This is a genomic window from Bacillus sp. FSL K6-1006 (assembly GCF_038593175.1).
GTDB classification, from domain to species: domain Bacteria; phylum Bacillota; class Bacilli; order Bacillales; family Bacillaceae; genus Bacillus; species Bacillus safensis.
In genome coordinates, this window is sequence record NZ_CP151970.1 from 2973709 (window position 1) to 2991001 (window position 17293).

The window sequence follows — 17293 nt, forward strand, 5'->3', positions numbered from 1 at the left end:
CATCTATAAGTCTAGTTTTTCAAAAATTAGCGTTCTTTTCCAAAATAAAAATACCCGCCAATGGCGGGTATTTTAGATATCGTTATTCAGCTTGTTCATAGATAGAAAGAGCCGCCTGAAGCCCTGCTCCGCAATGGATAGACGCACCATGTTTGATGAGGATCGCTTCAAGCCCTGCTAACACAAACAGCACATTTTCCTTTCGGCAGCTGTAGCCCATTGTCCCAATTCTCCATATACGGCCGGCAAGTGGTCCAAAGGAGCTTGCAATCTCAACCCCAAAATGATGGAGCAGGTCGGCACGGACCGCTTCTCCGTCAATACCACTTGGAATGACAATACAAGTCACAACCGGCATTTTACAATCTGGATCACCAAACAATTCAAGCCCCATTGCTTCAAGACCTTTCATCAAGGCTTTCTCATGAAATGCGTGCCTTTGAAAACGTTCAGACAGCCCTTCTTCCAGCACAAGACGAACCCCTTCTCGCAGTGCATAGAGCATCGTTGTCGCTTCTGTATGATGATTTAATCGTCTTGGGCTCCAATAATCCTGAAGCTGGCTTAAATCAAAATAATTGCTTTTGATTGGAGAAATGTCCATTTGTTTTTGTAATTCATCCTGTGTCGCAATGCCTTTTTCTACTTTCTTTCTCGATTCAATGACAGCTGCGACCCGGTCATTATACGTAATAGGTGACATACCTGATGGAACAGATAAACATTTCTGCGTGCCGCCAACCGCCGCATCAATTTTCCATTCATCCACTTTTACCTCGACACCGCCAATGGTTGCCACAGCGTCTACAATGAACAGCGCATCAAGAGCCCGGCATGCTTGCCCGATTTGCTTGAGCGGCTGTAATCGTCCGGTGGATGTTTCCCCATGAACCATGGCAACGATTTTAGGCTTGACCTGCTTTATTTCTTTGATGATGTCGTCAGGATCAAAAACCGTCCCCCATTCACATTCCATTGTATGTACCTCAGCACCGTAGCGCTGTCCTATTTCAATGAGCAGGTGACCGAAACGGCCAAAGACAGGCACAAGCATTGAATCTCCCGGCTCAATCATACTGGCGAGCACAGCTTCAAGCCCTGAACGTGACGTACCGTCGATTGGATAAGCCCATTTGTTTTCTGTTTGGAAAAGTGACCGCAATAAGGTCATTGTTTCATTCATAATGTGTGTAAATGCTGGATCAAATTGACCGAGAATAGGCGTGCTCATTACACGGAGTACTCTCGGGTCTACTTCTACGGGTCCCGGTGTCATAATCGTTCTTGAAGGTGTTTGCAGTTCTTTCACGTGATCCATCCTCTCCCTTGCTGTCCATCCTTATAAGCCCACTTATACAGGAATGCGCTTAAAATAGCAATCTCTTTTCCTACGAACTTATTACATAAAATTTACGAGGAATCCATTTATTTCTTCATGGTAATATGATAGAAATAAAGAGAATACATTCCCTATCAAGGAGGAAATCGAATGAAAAGAACTTTATTTGGAACTGTGGCCGCCGGAATCATGATATTCGGCACATTCGCCGCCCCGCTGCCTCCAGCTGCTAATGCTCAAGGTTTCAATCTGAGTGAACCTAGTCAAACGATCACCTTTTCCCCGTTACAGCTTCAAAACGAAACATCTGCACAACAAACGCAAACTGCCGCCACAAGTCAAATCGATTCCTATTACCAATCTGCTGCTGGCAAGTCAGGACCCGCTCTTAAGAAAGCCTTACACGATATCATTGATGATCATACGCAGCTCTCTTACAGCCAGGTTTGGAATGCATTAAAGGAAACAGATGAAGACCCCAATAACCCAAACAATGTGCTGCTGCTTTATAGTGGTGCTTCCCGCTCAAAGCAGTCGAATGGCGGAAATGTGGGCCAGTGGAACCGGGAGCATGTCTGGGCCAAGTCTCACGGCAATTTCGGGACAAGCCAAGGGCCTGGGACAGATCTCCATCACCTTCGTGCGACAGATGTGCAAACGAATAGCACACGCGGAAATTTAGATTTTGACACGGGTGGTAATGAATACAAAGGAGCGCCGGGCAACTTCTACGACAGCGACTCATTCGAACCTCACAACCGGGTCAAAGGAGATGTCGCGAGAATGCTCTTTTATATGGCGGTTCGCTACGAAGGCGATGACCGCTTTCCAGATTTAGAATTGAACGACAAAGTGAATAATGGAAGCTCTCCCCTTCACGGCAAAATGTCTGTACTTCTCAAATGGCACAAGCAGGACCCAGTCGATCAAATCGAACGGAACCGCAATGAGATCATCTATCAAACGTATCAGCACAACCGCAATCCTTTTATTGATCATCCTGAATGGGCAAGCGAGATTTGGGAATAAAAAAAGGGCACTGCTACGAGCAAGCAGTGCCTTTCTTTTGTTCAAGCGGACAAACAAGACAATAATCGAGACTCTCCGATTTTTTCTCAAGCTTATAATACATACAGCAGGTTTTCCGGTTGGATGTTTCTAGTAAACTGTCGTCTAGGTTTAGGCTGTGCTGAAATGGATTTTGCTGAGCTCCGAATACATCACCGGCCGCTTGCTTCAGATACAGATAATCCTCCCGCACACGCTGCTTCACCGCAGGTTCTTCCGCTTCCCGCATCATGCTTCGATAAAGAGAGTTGATTCGAACCGCTACATTTTCCCATAAAATACGATAAGAGAGTTTTGATGTGCGGTTCAGCACGTCTAAAAGAGGCGTGACACACTCCGTAAACAGTGCACGCACGACCTTCTCTCTCCACTCATGCCGGTCTCCTTCTAGTGGAACAAACGAAGACGCCGTCTCATCCAATTCAATTTTTCGATCCTCTCTAAATGCACATGCTGCTGGTGGAAACTGATAGACACCGTCATACAGCGTCATCAAGTATAAAGAGGAACTGACAGCTAAGTAGGCGTACCGCTTTGAAAACATAGAGACTGCTACCGCCAGATTCGGTGCATGCATCGCTTCCTTTTCAGCTTCTAATAAACGCATGACGGCTGCTTCTGAAAAAAGCGCAGCAAGTGTGCGATCAGATGTCATTGGTCCATTTGTGATGTGTACCCCAAAATCAAGTAATTCTCTCTCAACCCACTCTGGCCTCATATCAAAACCCCCATCTTCTGTTTATCGATTGCGCTGTTGATATAACAAATAAATAAAGAATGGTGCACCAATGGCCGCCGTAAATACACCTGCTGGGACGTCTAACGGTAGAAATGCGGTTCTAGCCACAAGATCAGCCAGCATCACGAGAATACTACCAACAAGCGCAGATGCTGGGACAAGTGCTATGAAAGAACGGCCAATAATCATCCGTGCAACGTGCGGCGCCATGAGTCCAACAAATTCAATGCCGCCTGCAAATGCGACTGCAACACCAGCCAATGTCACACTCATCAGGAGAAAGAATAATCGTTTCGCCTGCACTTTTACCCCGAGACCTGTTGCAAGATCATCGCCAAGTTCTTTTACATTCATCGTTCTTGCTAACACCATGACAATCGGTAAAATGATCATCACCCAAGGAAGCATCGCAGTGACGTCTTTCATCGTAGAACCATATAAGCTGCCCGTCAGCCAGATGTATGACTTTGTCGTTGTCATCGTATCACTAAGTACAAGCGTAAACGTCACACATGCCTTCATAATGGCAGAAATCCCGATTCCCATCAGGACAAGTGTGATCGGCTTGACTCCTTTTTTCCATGAAAGCAAATAGATCAGACACGATACCGCAAAAGCACCCGCAATCGCCCATAAGGATTGATAAGCAATAGGCACAGTGCCCATCCAAAAGACGATGAACATAATTGCACCAAACGAAGCACCACTTGTAATTCCAATGATGTCAGGTGATGCCAGCGGGTTGCGGATCAATCCTTGCAAAATAAGCCCTGATACCGCAAGCGCGGCTCCGACTAAGACAGCCAGCAGCGTTCGTGGAATCCTCAGCGTATTTAACACAAAGGAGTTTCCCTCTCCCTGACCGATTAAATGAAGCAGCACATCCACCGGCTGAATGAACCGGCTTCCCATACTGAGACTGAGAATAAATAAGCCAAAGGCAATGGCCGTCAATAAAAGTAAAATCAAAAATGTCCGCTTTGAAAATTGAAATGAAATGCGCCCGCCTTTAGAACGCACTGTATATGTTTTAGCCACCTGTCTTCAACCCCTTGCGCACAAGATAAACAAATAGAGGCGCTCCTGCTACCGCCGTCATGACACCAATGGGCACTTCCTGCGGCATGATCAGAAAACGAGCCGCCAGATCCGCGGCAAGTAAAAGCGACGCCCCCACTACGGCACAATACGGCAGTACCCAGCGGTGGTCAGGCCCGACAAGCTTTTTCACAATATGCGGCACAAGAAAACCAACAAAACCAATTGAACCAGCAACAGCGACAGAACCACCTGCTAAAAAGACAACGAGTACACCCATCGTGATTTTCAGCAGCAGTGTACGCTGGCCAAGTCCTTTGGCAATATCGTCTCCCGACAAAAGAACATTAATAGAACGTCCCAGAAGCAGCGCCACAATAGTCGCACCTAAAATATAAGGCAAAACAGGGATTAACATATCAATGCTTCTTCCAGACACTGAACCAGCCATCCAGAACAGAATACTTTGAATCGACTGTTCATTCACGATTAAAAGACCTTGTGTAAAAGACGCAAACAGTGCAGATATCGCCGCACCTGCAAGGACAATTTTGACCGGCGTCAATCCATCTCTTCCAATGGAGCCCAATAGAAAAACGAGCATCCCTGCAATCGCTGCGCCTAGAAAGGCTGTCCACATATAGCCTGTTAACGACTCTGTTGAAAAGAAAACAATCGAAATCACGATAAAAAATAGCCCGCCTGCATTAATTCCTAATAAATCAGGCGCCGCAAGCGGATTTCTCGTCAATGCCTGCATGAGTGCACCTGAAATCGCCAGGCTAGATCCAACGACCGTTGCGATTAAAGCTCTTGATAATCTGGATGTCATGACAATGACACTGTTTGGATCCGATTCATCAAATTGAAGAAAAGCATGGATGGTGGCTTTGAGGGAAATAGAGGTTTGCCCAAGGGAAATACTGAGCATAAAAAAGACCAACATCAACACAATGAATCCAGCAAAAAGCAGTGCCTTGCTTGAATCCTTTTTTAATAAACTTCTCATCTGATTCCCGCTTTCAATCTGTTATGGAAAAAAGGAGAAAATGGTATGTTCACATTTTCTCCTCTGTTATGTCTTATTTATCAATTCCTAGACGATCGTAAATATCATCAAGCATCATGTTTGCTGCGATAATACCGCCGCCCATGTTCCAAGTGATTTCATCTACTTTATGCACTTGTTTCGCTTTCACTGCGTCAAGCTGCTTCCATAAAGGATGACTCGTCCACTCTTTATATGCTTTTTCAACTGCTTTATCCTGATCATCCATAAAGTAATAGATCACATCTGCATCCATTTGCGGAATGCTCTCTTTGTCTGTAAGTGTAATGATGTCTTGCTTTTTATCTTTGACATTCTTAGGTCCTTCAAAGCCTAGCTCTGTTAAAATGGATCCTGCGAAACCAGTTTGATAGATTCTAGCATGATCTGCACGGAAGTTCACCACAGATACACTCATCGGCCAGTTTTTGATGTCTTTTTTCGCTTTTTCTTTGAAATCAGCGACGCGGTCATCCCACTTCGTCAGCAATTCTTTTGATTTGTCTTGCTTGTTTAATGCTTCACCCATTAATTTCACTGTGTCTTTAAAGGTGAACACAGTTTCAGTTGCAACAGTTGGAGCGATTTCTTTCAACTGATCAAAAATTTGCTCGTGGCGGATTTTCGATGCAATGATCAAATCAGGCTTGAGCTTTTCAATTTCCTCTAAGTTTGGCTGTGTTTCCTGCCCAACAATTTTAACATCCTTTAAGTCATCTCTTAAATATTTATACGTAGGTGCTTCAAGCCATGATTCAACAACACCTACTGGTTTAATGCCCATAGCGACTGCTGCATCCGTTGCTCCTTGGTACAGTGTCACCACACGTTTAGGCGATCCTTTAATTTCAGTTGAACCGATAGCGCTTTCAACAGTTCTTGTTTTCTCTTTACTATCTGACTTGCCGTTACTGCTATTGCTGCCGCAAGCTGCAAGTAAAACGATGGAGAGCACAACTAAAAGCGACCAAAAAGATTTCTTGAACATGTACCTCACCTATCCATTCTATATGTAGTCATATCGTTTGATAACGATTCTCATTATCACACTATGATTTTATCATAGAAAAGGATGGTGTCAATGTAAATTTTTAAGAAAACGGGAGAGTGTTGACTAGTTGTTCATGCTAAATAGAACGATTCCACACTTGGATAGTTCCTCCAATCTGTTTTCCCACTTCTAGTAGAATCGACAAATGAGTGTGTCCATCCAGCACTTGATAGACTGATTGTTGTTGGATCGCTTCATTTGGCAGCTCATGATAGGCAGGAAATTTTTCTATATCAAACAGTTCATCCTCGCTGCCTACTAACATCGCATATGGCCGATCCATTCTCGCAAATTGTTTTTTTAGGTGCTGATGGGGTTAAGGCAAGTGATAGTTTGACGGTGATGGCTGTCAATAAAAGCGGATCCTGCTCGACTGCCCATTTTGGATAATGAAAACGTACGGCTTCAGAATGACTCATCAACATTCCTTTTGTCATGGCAGACAGAACGAATTTCCATACTTGAACGGCCGCAAAAGGAATTTGATCTGGCCTCGCAGTATCTGATTGATAGCCAAATTCAGGTGCAATAAAAAAGTAGCCATCAACCTCTCTTTTTTCTTGCCAAGATAGATAGTTTAACAGCAATCCCGCTCCAGATGAATGACCGCAAAGATAAACGGCTCCTTTATGCTTCTGTTTAACCGCATCCACGATCTGCGAAATATCCTGCCACACATCCGTGATATTAGGTGTATCACCCTTTTTTCCATCCGAATGGCCGTGACCTCTTAGATCGAGCAAAAACGTATTCACATGAAATTCATGCTGCAGCGTATGGGCGATATGCTCATAACCAGCCAAACTATGAGCACCACCGCCATGAATTAAGATCACATTGGCCTGCGTCTTCTTTTCTGATAAAAATGGATAATACGCAAGGCTTGTACCATCATGTGATGAAATGTATTGTCTTTCTGGAATATGTACAGGGACTGCCTGCTGCATACTTGCAAACGAGAATGGTTCGGTCTTGATGTCTGTCAATTTTTTCGCTACTTCAAACAGAAACAAGAATGGCCAGCCGCGCTAGTCATCCTCATTTCTATTTCTTATTCATTGCACTCTTTCAAAGGAAAGGTATTACTTTCAATAATCGCGACAATTTGGTTTAACGCTTTTTTTGCTTCTGGTATAGGGAAGACAGGAAACACGTGATTCATTTTAGGATATTCTATATAATTTATTGGAACCCCCTGCTTATCTGCCATCTCTTTGAATTTACGGGCATCTGGGAGGAAGAATTCGTGAGTGCCTATAAAAACAGAAATTCGTCCCAGTGACTTGATCTCTCCATAGATTGGACTGACTAAGTAGTGTGTTTCATCCATGTCACCCGCATATCTTTTTCCTGCTTCAATTAATAATGCTAGATTGAGCATTGGTTCTTTTGGAACCATAGCAGCGATATGAGGGTTACTTAATGTAACATCTAGCCATGGTGATAAAAGAATGATATTCCCTGGCTGCGGCAATCCCTTTTTTGCCAAGTATTGAGCAAAGGCTAACGATAAACCTCCGCCAGCAGAATCACCCATGATGACGATATTTTCAGGCGTTCCTTTCTCTAAAAGAGCTTGGTACACAGGAAGGACACTTTCGATCGCATCCATATACTGATGGTTTGGTGCTTTTGGATAAACCGGCACATACACCCTACTATTTAATTGCTTCGTCAATCGGTCTAAAAAACGCCAATGCCAAGTCAAAGGCTGCTCAATATAGCCGCCACCGTGTATAAACAACACTTGATGGTCATCCGGCTGGACATTTGATTTCAGCATATACGTATCGACTGGAAACGAGTGATTTTTAGTGATTTTGTACTTATTCTTAAGTTTTTCAGGCAATTCATAAGGTAATTGATTTGCCCTTCTTCGTTCTTCTAGATAATCATTTACGTTGAGTTTCTTTTTCGTCAAAACAAGCAGCTGTTCTACTAAAAAACTTTGAATACTTCGCATATGATCGACCCCTGTTCATAGAATCATGATGATCGATGCCGATGGAAAGATAAGGCTTCTAAAGCATACCGTATGAAGACGTACATCAGGAAAAACCTTTTATCCAGCTGATCACTCACCACAACAAACACTTATTCATTAATGAACAACTGTTATTTATTGTTACTCATATTCTACTTTTTAGACGCATGACAATCAATTGTCAATCTGACCCTAACCGTTCATTAATAGACAGATAACGACCGAGTGTTCATCTCGTCAATGTCCAGACATGAAAAAAGACGAACTGGACAAGTTCGTCTTCTTAAGTGAGTACGATTAAGGCTGCAAGCTTAGGATTTTTTGAATCGTATGCATGACCCCGCTCTCTTCATTTGAAAGCGTAATAAAATGAGCAGCATCTTTTACCTCTTGGATGGCATTTCTTACAGCAAAACTGTATTGAGCGGATTCCATCAGTTCTAGATCATTACGACCATCACCGAATGCCATCGTTTCCTCTTCTGTCACACCCAATATGTGCTGAAGCTGTTTCACAGTGGTTCCTTTGTGAACGCCAATATTGGCAATGTCGATCCACGTATCCTCTGAAGCGACAACATATACTTGTTCAAAGAATTCACTTATTCTCTCCCTTGTCTGTACGCATTTTGCCTCAGGATCATGAACGGTGATTTTCACAAAGTCATCTTGTATGTCTGCAAAGTTTGATACCTTGAGTACATTTGTATAAGAGCCCGTCACAAATCTCATTTCACTCTCAGATAAATGCTCATTGACCACTGCACCATCTTTCGTACATGCAATGATCGTTTGCTCTTTGCTTATCTCCTCCAGTTTATGGATGATCGATAAACCTAGATCATTTTTTATTAATGATTCATAAACAAATTGCCCATCCTTTTTAATTCGCGTTGCACTATCCCCTAAAATCCAAAAATCCTTTGCATCATCACCAAACAATGCCTCTACTCGTTCACACTGCTTACCCGTACAAGGAGCGAACGCCACATTTTTCTCTTCCATTAATGCTTTTATTTTCTGAAATAAAGCTTGATCAAATGATCCTTGGCGGTTTAAAAAGGTGCCGTCTAAATCCGTAATTATTAATTTAATCATGTTCTTCCTCCAATTCCTTAGCTGAACAAACACTATACGATGAAAATTGTATATGTGTACGTGTCAGTAAGTAAATAAGCCAGGAACATGTTGTTTGTCATCACACATAAAGGCACTTGTTACATGTACGTCACACGGTGTTTCATGAATCATTCTATACAAAAAAGACGAACGGTCATCGTTCGTCTTCTTTCCTTACTTCACTTCCTCATGCTCTTGAGCAGCATTTCTTTTGCTCGCGATAAAGAGTGCACAGGTCATGGCAAGAATGGCCAGCGCCCACCAGAATGTCGATACTGCCTCTTCATGATCAATGATAATCAAACGGATGACAGCTGTGATCCCTATATAAATAAAATAACGAAGCGGAAAATGAAAGTTAGATTTAAAGTATTTAATAATTAAGGCAATAAACTCAAAGTACATAAAGAAGATCAGCAGTTCCCCAAGCATTCCATAATAGCTTTCTCCTTTGTTGAACAGTGTCTTATAAACAAATTGGACAATGTACCATGTTTCACTGATTAATAGAACGCTTAAAGCGATGGCCAAAAAGAACAAACAGATATTGAGAAGGCCTTGCAAGAGATTAGGTATCTTTTGGAAATTGTTGAATCGTTTCATTGGGCTGTCTCTCCATTCCAGTATATTCATTTGTTTTCTACATTTTGATGTTCCAAAATCGCAGCACGATGTAGTAAACATCGTTCCGTTCTATACTTTCAAACTGCCCGTGCATGCGGGTCATCATTCGTCTGATACTTCGTTCACCAAGTCCATTGCTTTCCGGCGTAACCTTTGTCTCTTTTATCGCATTGCTGACATGGATTTCAAAGATTTCTTGATCAGATAAAAACGTGAGATTGATATCCTTTTTAGGATCTGCGTATTTCCGTAAATTGGACATCACATTATCAAATACTCGGCCAAGCTCCTCGACATTCACATTGATATAGCTGTCTGGCAGCTCTCCTAAAAGATGAACCTTAAATGTCTCTTGCTGCAAAATCGCCACCTGATCTGATAAGAGATCGTAAATGACCTCTTTGACTGCAACTGTCTCAAGCTCAGGTTCATGTTCTTTATCAAGTAGAAAATAGGCGAACAGATTATCAGATAGATTTTTCAATTGCAGTGCTTTTTCATAAGCACTTGCTATATATTGATCCTTACGGGTATCCGCTCCAGCCTCCTCTTTTTTCGCAAACTCCAAATTCATCATCAGCGATGTCAGCGGTGTCCTCATATCATGGGACATTTCGGTGACCAAGCTGCGGCTCTCTTCTTGCAGCTCATCAATGGCTTGAAGCTTGTCCAAAAAAGCTTTACGAAGGTCCTCAATACTTTTGGCAATCATCGCTAATTCGTCATGCCCTTTCACCGTCATCTCATAGTCCAGCTCTCCGCCTTCAAGAATATGTATCTCTTGGTGAATCGTTTGCAGGTAGCGCAGACTTTTGCGAATCCCGAGAAGAACCATGAGGAGAAAAATAAGCGTTGCTCCGAGCAGCTCGAGTGTAAACGCAAGATCGTGATAACGAGACGAATAGAAACCATCCACCATGACCCGGCCTTCACCGTCGCTAAACTGAACCGGATACGAATGATGCTTAGCGTACTGGGTCATCCTTTCTTTTCCGTACGCCGATTCATCCGCAGCCGAATAGATGGAGTCATATTGTAGCACCTCATCATTGAAGATAGTCAAATTAATGTAATTCTCTTTTTTCACCCACTCACCAAACGCTTGTCGATCCGTTGAAGACAGCTCATTCTCAGACACATAGCGGCTGAATTTTTGAATGTACTTGGCTGACTCCTGATCGTAATACTCGTCCGAACTCAAATATCCATCGATCAAATCATTGGTGATCTTTTGCAGCGTCAAAAAGACAATACCACTCACAATTGCAGCCGCCAAAATCAGCAGTGCAAGCTTTTTGGCCAGTGTATATTTACGATGTGGATGTGCCAAATCGATATCCTCTTCCCCATTCAGTTTTGATATATACAGGACGCGCCGGATCATCCTCAATTTTGGCACGCAGCTTTCGAATATGCACCATCACCGTATTGTTGGAACAATAGAAATAAGGCTGTCCCCACACGCTTTCATAAATATTTTGGGCTGAAAAGATTTTGTTTCGCCTGCTCATAAGCAGTTTTAACATCCGATATTCTAGATCAGACAGCTTAATTTGCTGGTTTTCTTTCCATACTTCATTAAATTCTTCACTTACCTTCAGTTTGCCCCCAACAAGAAAGGTCTCTTCCTGTTCCTTCTTTTCCTGATAGACGGTATACCTGCGTAATTGTGCAATGACTCTAGCATGAAGCTCCTCTTGTGAAAAAGGTTTTGTCATATAATCATCCCCGCCGGCAAGTAAGCCTTCGGTTTTATCGAATGTACTTGATTTGGCTGTTAGAAATAGAATCGGGACATTAGAAGAGGCTCTTATCTGCTGGCACGTTTCAATGCCTGAGAGCCCCGGCATCATCACATCTAAAATCACCAAATCGAGCGAATCCTCCACAAACTTCAATGCTTGCTCGCCATTCATCGCTCTTAGCACCTCATATCCTCCACGTGAAAGGGATTCCTGCAGAAGGTCACCAATATCCTGATCGTCTTCTACGACTAATATTCGATGGGTCATGTCTCTCACCTCACGTAATGTGTTGCTCTTTCTTTTATGTCTTTACTATATATCATCTAGCTATGTGAAAAGATACAGCATAAACCTTAACAGTTTATGAATTTGACCATCTGCCATCAATTTGTCACATTTATTTTCAAAAAATTGGATCTTCATAAATTGTTAAGAATTGGGCCGTATATTGATTCATTGTAAGGATCAATGAATTGATCCGAATGACATTTATCATACAAGAAAAGGAGCATGGATATGAATGTAAACAAAGTAGCACACGGACAACCGATGAGTCTGCGGGAACGGGTTCATTTCTTGGACATTGTACGAGGGTTTGCCTTAATGGGGATTATTCTAGTCAATTACTTTTTGATCGTGGATTCGGCCAAGGGATTTGACATGCTGTCAAATGATATTTTTCACAATGTGGTGAATTGGTTTGCCTCGGGGAAATTTATTACACTGTTTTCCTTTCTATTCGGGGTTGGTTTTATGATTTTTATGGACCGAGCTGCTCAGAAGGTGGACAGTCCGAACAAACTGTTTGCCCGCAGATTAACCATTCTCTTAGGATTTGGCCTTCTGCATTTGACCTTCGTTTGGATTGGTGACATTTTGGCCTATTATGCAGTCGCTGGCTTTTTATTGCTTTTCTTTTACAAACGCACAGCCAAAACCATCCTATACTGGCTCATCACACTCTTTGTGATTCAATTGCTCACACCTATTTTCACGATGCTGTTCAATACCGTCAGTTCAGGATCATCAGGCAAGCCGGACTTTGCTGATTTTGAATTAATCAGCCACAACAGTCTGACTTATTTAGCATCGATTGGTGATCGGTGGACAGATATGGTGACAATGGCTTCCGGTTCTTTTTCTACTGTCTATTCTATGTTTTTCATGTTTTTACTCGGTGTGTATTTTGTGAAAATGGAGTTTTTCAAAAACATGGAGGCGAAAAAAACGATTTGGAATCGCATTTGGATCATTTTTGCCATCGCTTTTCTCATCACCCAAGGCAGTACAATCATAGCAGCGGTCAATCCTGTTGAAAATACACTGTGGACGGACATAGTCTCTGCCCTTGAACAAAACGGCGGATTAACAGGTAGTATGTTTTATATGAGTACACTTGCGATGCTGTTTCTGCACGTTCCTCAGCTGCGAGGTGCTTTAATGGTCTTTACAAAAGTCGGACGGATGTCCCTGACCTGTTATTTGCTACATTCGATCATTGGAACTCTGCTATTTCTAAAGTATGGAGCGGGGCTTGTCGATCATCTCCAGCCTGCTGGCACGTTCATGATTGGACTCGGGGTTTATGTCTTCCTCGTACTCTTTAGTACATTATGGTTAAAGCGGTTCAAATATGGCCCGATGGAGTTTATTTGGCGTCAGCTGACATATGGGAAGGTTGATGATCAACCGAAAACAAACACAATGGATGTGGCGAAATAACTGACATCATAGTAGTTAAATAGAGTGAGAAAAAGGCGAACTTTAGTGGTTCGCCTTTTCTGTAGTATATTAATTTTTTTGATTCAATACTTGTCAATCACTTCTCGCAATTGATTCAAATAACTTTCTTTCAATTCCTCTGGGTATTCAATTTTCACATGTTTTCCAAATGACATCAAATAGTGAGTCATATACGATAATTCTTCTTGGTTGTATCCACCTACAATATAAGGGATCTGATCAATGATCTCCAATCGCATATTTGGGTAATGATGCTTTAAAAACTTTTCTTTTCCTTGTTCCGTTAATCGACATTTAAATGTGATATCATGATAAGTTTTTTCGTATTCGAGCTGCAGTTCTTTTAATTCTTCCTTTGTAAATGTGTCTTTGCCGTCTTCTTCAATCACCATGTCCTTCATAAAGTCACATCTATAGATGCCCCACTTTTTATCTTGAACATCATATGCTTGAGAAAACCAAATGCCATTTCGATAAAACAACTCAAGAAATTGCAGCCTGATCCATTTATTTTCATATTGAGTGTACGTCATCTTCACGATTTGATCTTTCATCATTGCCTGTAAAATCAATTCCAAATGATTTTGCTCACTAACTGGTGCGACATTATAGTAATGAATCACATCCAAAGTCTCCGTAATCATTTGCTTTTTCTCATCAGACATTGTGGCAAACAACTTTTGCCGAATTTGTGAGTAAGATTTTTTAAATGGTGTTGCTGACACCAGGTCTAGCGCTTTAAGAGCAAAAAAAATAGCTTGGACTTCTTCTATATTGAAATAAATAGGAACCAATGGAGATTGATTCACCAGTCGATATCCTCCGTGTCTGCCAGGTTCAACATAAAAAGCTAAACCCATTGACTCTAGCTCTTCTATATCTCTTAAAGCCGTCCTTTTAGAAATGCCAAATTCGGATTGTAAATCCTTTAACTGAAAAGAGTGTTTATCGCTTAAAAAAATAAGTTCTTGGTTTAAGCGTTCTGATTTTTTCATTTGTTTTCCCTCTTAAAAAGGTGCCTTCTTTTGTCACCTTTATCATTTATACTCAGCTTATCAAAAGAAAAGGAGCATGTACATGCAAACATTAATCATTAACGCGCACCCAGATTTCACTCGAGAAAGTTATTCAAACAAACTGCAAACACTATTTTTAACACAATTTAAAGAAAGGTTTCCTCATGAGGAACCAACCATTTTACATTTATATGGAACTGAAATTCCTCGTATCGAAAAAGAACAGCTGCTAGGAATTTGGGATAAGCAAGCATCCAAACAAGCATTAACGGCTGCCGAGGAAAAAATCGCCGCTGCTTCATCTGCTTTATTGGCTCAATTCAAAGCACATCATCGAATTGTGATCGTGTCACCTGTTCATAATTTCAATGTGACTTCACGAATGAAAGATTATATAGATAATATCTTTATTGCGAGAGAAACGTTCAAATATACAGAAAATGGTTCTGTTGGTCTGATGACTGATGATTATCGTGTACTTTTGCTTCAAGCAAGCGGCTCAATTTTCACAAATAACGATCGCTACACACCTCTGGAATTCTCACATCATTACCTAAAAGAAATATTCCAAAACTTGATGGGGTTTCATCAATTTCATATTGTCCGAGCACAAGGAACAGCGATTTTAGAACAAGATGCGATCTTACAATCTGCATCTGATGATATGACGAAAACCTTAGAGGAGTTTTATGAACCGAATTAATCTCTATTTAATCAAAAAGACCCAAAACGAAAAATCGTGCTTTTTTTAATAAAAATCACCTTTTTCGTTTTAGGGTGCTATAAAATCTTTCAGTTGGTGTGCATCGGCGGGATCACAAGCACTGCGATTTCATTTCAATTACGACATTCTTTATTTATCCCACATTCTCAACTGCTGGTAAGACTATTTTTTATAACCAATGCAGCCGTTTCACTCGGATGGCTAAGAGGAAAATGATGGCCGTATGGAACAACATCAACATTTCCAAGATGCAACGGAGCAGAATAGTCTTTGTCATACTCCCCCCAGATAATATGAGGATTATCCTTTGTTAATTCATTGAATTCACCTTGATCGTTTTTCAATAGTAAATGATTAAGCTGAACCGTCGTATTTAAAATTCTAGGAGACGTAAAACTGTTTCTGATTTTTTCAATATAATGTTCAGGGATGCTCTCCGTCCTTTCAAACAAACCATTACTTAATAAATAACGCTTTATCATTTTAGGAGTTGCTAATTTTAATGACCATTTGTTCATCCATTGTGGAACATTTAGCGATTTAGCATTTTTTTTAGCAACAGGCGGCTGAAGTAAAGTGATTGAATATTTCTTATCTATGTACCCTTGTCCCAATGCTTTCAATAGAATAAACGCACCGAATGAATGGCCAATTAGATGTGCACCATGAGCCGCTTTCTCCAATACCTTTTTCACTACATTCAAATAGATATCTAGAAGATGTTTCTCTCGTTTAAATGGGGAACGCCCCAAACCTGGAAGATCCAAGATCCATACAGGCTGACCCGTTTTTTCATGAAGCTCTTGTGCTAAAGGGAATAAATCCTCTCCATCACTCAATAAACCATGTAATAAAATAAACGGTTTCCCTTCTCCTTGTAATTGGTAAAGGGTATTGTTATCACATAATGTTTGCTCAAATACATGATGATGCTCACCATGTTGATCCATCATGCGATAATCCAGATCAGCTACTACGGCAGGGAAAAAGTTCATGACACTCGTCTTCTTAAACCAATCCCCCCCCATCATTTTTTTCACTGAAGCATTTGAAAATGTTCGTTTAGTCATAAAATTGAGTCCATCAGAAGGAATGTTTGTTATTTTACTTACGCCACTTTTCATCATTGCTTTCATAAACGGCATTGGGACAGAGATTTTTGGTGCTCTCATATTCATACTTTCCGACATCACACTCAATAATTCAGCAATGTTCTGATCATGCTCTTTGTCTTCAACAAGTGTATATGTTTGAATCGCCGGCTGCTCCATCCTGAAAACCTGCACAATAAACTTCGCAAACTCATCGTTTGAAATCAGTGGCAGCCTATATCCCTTACCTCCAGGAATCACTGGCATAAGCCCTCTTCGCATACTCGTTACAAGCAAACCTAATCCTGCTATCTGTTCTGTACTCCCTGTTTTACTACTGCCGACCACAGTTGGCGGATTAATGACAGAAAGCGGATAACCGACAGCTGATGCCTGTTGACGGATATAAAGATCTGCTAAAAATTTTGTTCTCTCATAAGGATTCTTTATTTTCAGGTAATCATTTCCTTCTTTAAACACATCAATTGCAATCTTGCTGTTTTGATCATCAAAGGGGCTCATATAACCGACAACATGAATAAATTGCTGCAAGCCCTTCAATTGATGAATACTTTTCGCTAATTCACCAATATGTTTGGCACCATTTAAAAAGACGGAAGCTGCCTCGTTACTTGTCGCTTGAATATCCATAGGGCCTCCTGCGTGAATCATCACATCCGTTTTCAATACCCTCTCTTTATCTTCAGGACTTAGACCTAAATCTATTTTCGTCAAATCACCTTCAACAAAGTGCATCACTGACTCTTTTAAAATACCTCTTTCTTGAAAAATGCGTGCTGCTTTACTTTTCGACCTCACTAAAAGAAGAATGTTCACATCCTCTTTCACTAGTTCTTCAACTAATTGCTTTCCAATAAAGCCTGTTCCACCTGTTAAAAATACTGTTTTCATATGAAATCTCCTTTTTAGTACTAAACAGTACTAATTTGATGTAAAAAAAATG

17 protein-coding genes are annotated in these 17293 nt (G+C 41.3%); 3 read left to right on the top strand and 14 right to left on the bottom strand.

What is annotated here, in order from left to right; all coding sequences use genetic code 11:
• Positions 1–82 precede the first annotated feature (82 nt).
• Positions 83–1318, bottom strand: coding sequence for an alanine--glyoxylate aminotransferase family protein (locus tag NSS65_RS15590; RefSeq protein WP_326135303.1), 1236 nt, complete (start codon positions 1316–1318; stop codon positions 83–85).
• 171 nt (positions 1319–1489) lie between these two features.
• Between NSS65_RS15590 and NSS65_RS15595 the strand changes: the two genes are divergently transcribed.
• Positions 1490–2368: an endonuclease gene (locus tag NSS65_RS15595; protein WP_268455999.1), complete on the top strand. Its 879-nt coding sequence runs from the start codon at positions 1490–1492 to the stop codon at positions 2366–2368.
• Between the two features lie 13 nt (positions 2369–2381).
• Here the strand turns inward: NSS65_RS15595 and NSS65_RS15600 are convergent, their stop codons facing one another.
• From NSS65_RS15600 to NSS65_RS15650, 11 genes are all read right to left on the bottom strand, one after another.
• A complete protein-coding gene (locus NSS65_RS15600; RefSeq protein ID WP_268456000.1) occupies positions 2382–3125 on the bottom strand; it encodes an IucA/IucC family C-terminal-domain containing protein in 744 nt (247 codons plus the stop codon).
• Between the two features lie 21 nt (positions 3126–3146).
• The gene (locus NSS65_RS15605) at positions 3147–4184 is read right to left on the bottom strand and encodes an iron ABC transporter permease (protein ID WP_061110041.1); all 1038 of its coding nucleotides are present in this window, start codon (positions 4182–4184) and stop codon (positions 3147–3149) included.
• Positions 4177–5193, bottom strand: a complete 1017-nt coding sequence (locus NSS65_RS15610; protein WP_034282660.1) for an iron ABC transporter permease — start codon at positions 5191–5193, stop codon at positions 4177–4179. The genes NSS65_RS15605 and NSS65_RS15610 overlap by 8 nt, the downstream gene beginning before the upstream one ends.
• 73 nt (positions 5194–5266) lie before the next feature.
• A complete protein-coding gene (locus NSS65_RS15615) occupies positions 5267–6220 on the bottom strand; it encodes an iron-siderophore ABC transporter substrate-binding protein (RefSeq protein WP_041115763.1) in 954 nt (317 codons plus the stop codon).
• Between the two features lie 139 nt (positions 6221–6359).
• Positions 6360–6548, bottom strand: coding sequence for a hypothetical protein (locus tag NSS65_RS15620; RefSeq protein WP_231122827.1), 189 nt, complete (start codon positions 6546–6548; stop codon positions 6360–6362).
• Entirely contained in the window at positions 6526–7296 is a 771-nt protein-coding gene (locus NSS65_RS15625; protein WP_231122826.1) for an alpha/beta fold hydrolase, read from the bottom strand. The genes NSS65_RS15620 and NSS65_RS15625 overlap by 23 nt, the downstream gene beginning before the upstream one ends.
• Positions 7297–7334: 38 nt before the next feature.
• Positions 7335–8246: an alpha/beta hydrolase gene (locus tag NSS65_RS15630; RefSeq protein ID WP_065215202.1), complete on the bottom strand. Its 912-nt coding sequence runs from the start codon at positions 8244–8246 to the stop codon at positions 7335–7337.
• A gap of 318 nt (positions 8247–8564) precedes the next feature.
• Entirely contained in the window at positions 8565–9365 is an 801-nt protein-coding gene (locus NSS65_RS15635) for an HAD family hydrolase (protein WP_046313286.1), read from the bottom strand.
• Between the two features lie 195 nt (positions 9366–9560).
• Positions 9561–9989 (bottom strand): phosphate-starvation-inducible protein PsiE, encoded by a 429-nt coding sequence (gene psiE / locus NSS65_RS15640; protein ID WP_326135300.1) that lies wholly within the window; start codon positions 9987–9989, stop codon positions 9561–9563.
• A gap of 37 nt (positions 9990–10026) precedes the next feature.
• Positions 10027–11340 (bottom strand): HAMP domain-containing sensor histidine kinase, encoded by a 1314-nt coding sequence (locus tag NSS65_RS15645; RefSeq protein WP_326135299.1) that lies wholly within the window; start codon positions 11338–11340, stop codon positions 10027–10029.
• Positions 11321–12022: a response regulator transcription factor gene (locus tag NSS65_RS15650; protein WP_034623836.1), complete on the bottom strand. Its 702-nt coding sequence runs from the start codon at positions 12020–12022 to the stop codon at positions 11321–11323. The genes NSS65_RS15645 and NSS65_RS15650 overlap by 20 nt, the downstream gene beginning before the upstream one ends.
• Before the next feature lie 249 nt (positions 12023–12271).
• On the opposite strand from NSS65_RS15650, the gene NSS65_RS15655 reads away from it, so the two are divergent.
• Positions 12272–13477 carry a DUF418 domain-containing protein gene (locus NSS65_RS15655; RefSeq protein ID WP_326135298.1) on the top strand — a complete coding sequence of 402 codons (1206 nt, stop codon included), beginning with the start codon at positions 12272–12274 and terminating at the stop codon, positions 13475–13477.
• An 83-nt stretch (positions 13478–13560) separates the two neighbouring features.
• On the opposite strand, the gene NSS65_RS15660 is transcribed toward NSS65_RS15655, so the two are convergent.
• Positions 13561–14493 (bottom strand): WYL domain-containing protein, encoded by a 933-nt coding sequence (locus tag NSS65_RS15660; protein ID WP_044331394.1) that lies wholly within the window; start codon positions 14491–14493, stop codon positions 13561–13563.
• An 82-nt stretch (positions 14494–14575) separates the two neighbouring features.
• Between NSS65_RS15660 and NSS65_RS15665 the strand changes: the two genes are divergently transcribed.
• A complete protein-coding gene (locus NSS65_RS15665; RefSeq protein ID WP_025094143.1) occupies positions 14576–15217 on the top strand; it encodes an NAD(P)H-dependent oxidoreductase in 642 nt (213 codons plus the stop codon).
• Positions 15218–15384: 167 nt separating this feature from the next.
• Here NSS65_RS15665 and NSS65_RS15670 read toward each other — a convergent pair whose 3' ends face one another.
• Positions 15385–17241 (bottom strand): alpha/beta fold hydrolase, encoded by a 1857-nt coding sequence (locus tag NSS65_RS15670; protein ID WP_326135296.1) that lies wholly within the window; start codon positions 17239–17241, stop codon positions 15385–15387.
• Positions 17242–17293: the final 52 nt, after the last annotated feature.

Bases quoted from the DNA above. Each gene is read 5' to 3' on its own strand.
- NSS65_RS15635 (WP_046313286.1), bottom strand. From the start codon at position 9,365: ATGATTAAATTAATAATTACGGATTTAGACGGCACCTTTTTAAACCGC.
- NSS65_RS15590 (WP_326135303.1), bottom strand. From the start codon at position 1,318: ATGGATCACGTGAAAGAACTGCAAACACCTTCAAGAACGATTATGACA.
- NSS65_RS15660 (WP_044331394.1), bottom strand. From the start codon at position 14,493: ATGAAAAAATCAGAACGCTTAAACCAAGAACTTATTTTTTTAAGCGAT.
- NSS65_RS15665 (WP_025094143.1), top strand. From the start codon at position 14,576: ATGCAAACATTAATCATTAACGCGCACCCAGATTTCACTCGAGAAAGT.
- NSS65_RS15620 (WP_231122827.1), bottom strand. From the start codon at position 6,548: ATGTTAGTAGGCAGCGAGGATGAACTGTTTGATATAGAAAAATTTCCT.
- NSS65_RS15600 (WP_268456000.1), bottom strand. From the start codon at position 3,125: ATGAGGCCAGAGTGGGTTGAGAGAGAATTACTTGATTTTGGGGTACAC.
- NSS65_RS15670 (WP_326135296.1), bottom strand. From the start codon at position 17,241: ATGAAAACAGTATTTTTAACAGGTGGAACAGGCTTTATTGGAAAGCAA.
- NSS65_RS15615 (WP_041115763.1), bottom strand. From the start codon at position 6,220: ATGTTCAAGAAATCTTTTTGGTCGCTTTTAGTTGTGCTCTCCATCGTT.
- psiE (WP_326135300.1), bottom strand. From the start codon at position 9,989: ATGAAACGATTCAACAATTTCCAAAAGATACCTAATCTCTTGCAAGGC.
- NSS65_RS15630 (WP_065215202.1), bottom strand. From the start codon at position 8,246: ATGCGAAGTATTCAAAGTTTTTTAGTAGAACAGCTGCTTGTTTTGACG.
- NSS65_RS15655 (WP_326135298.1), top strand. From the start codon at position 12,272: ATGAATGTAAACAAAGTAGCACACGGACAACCGATGAGTCTGCGGGAA.
- NSS65_RS15650 (WP_034623836.1), bottom strand. From the start codon at position 12,022: ATGACCCATCGAATATTAGTCGTAGAAGACGATCAGGATATTGGTGAC.
- NSS65_RS15595 (WP_268455999.1), top strand. From the start codon at position 1,490: ATGAAAAGAACTTTATTTGGAACTGTGGCCGCCGGAATCATGATATTC.
- NSS65_RS15610 (WP_034282660.1), bottom strand. From the start codon at position 5,193: ATGAGAAGTTTATTAAAAAAGGATTCAAGCAAGGCACTGCTTTTTGCT.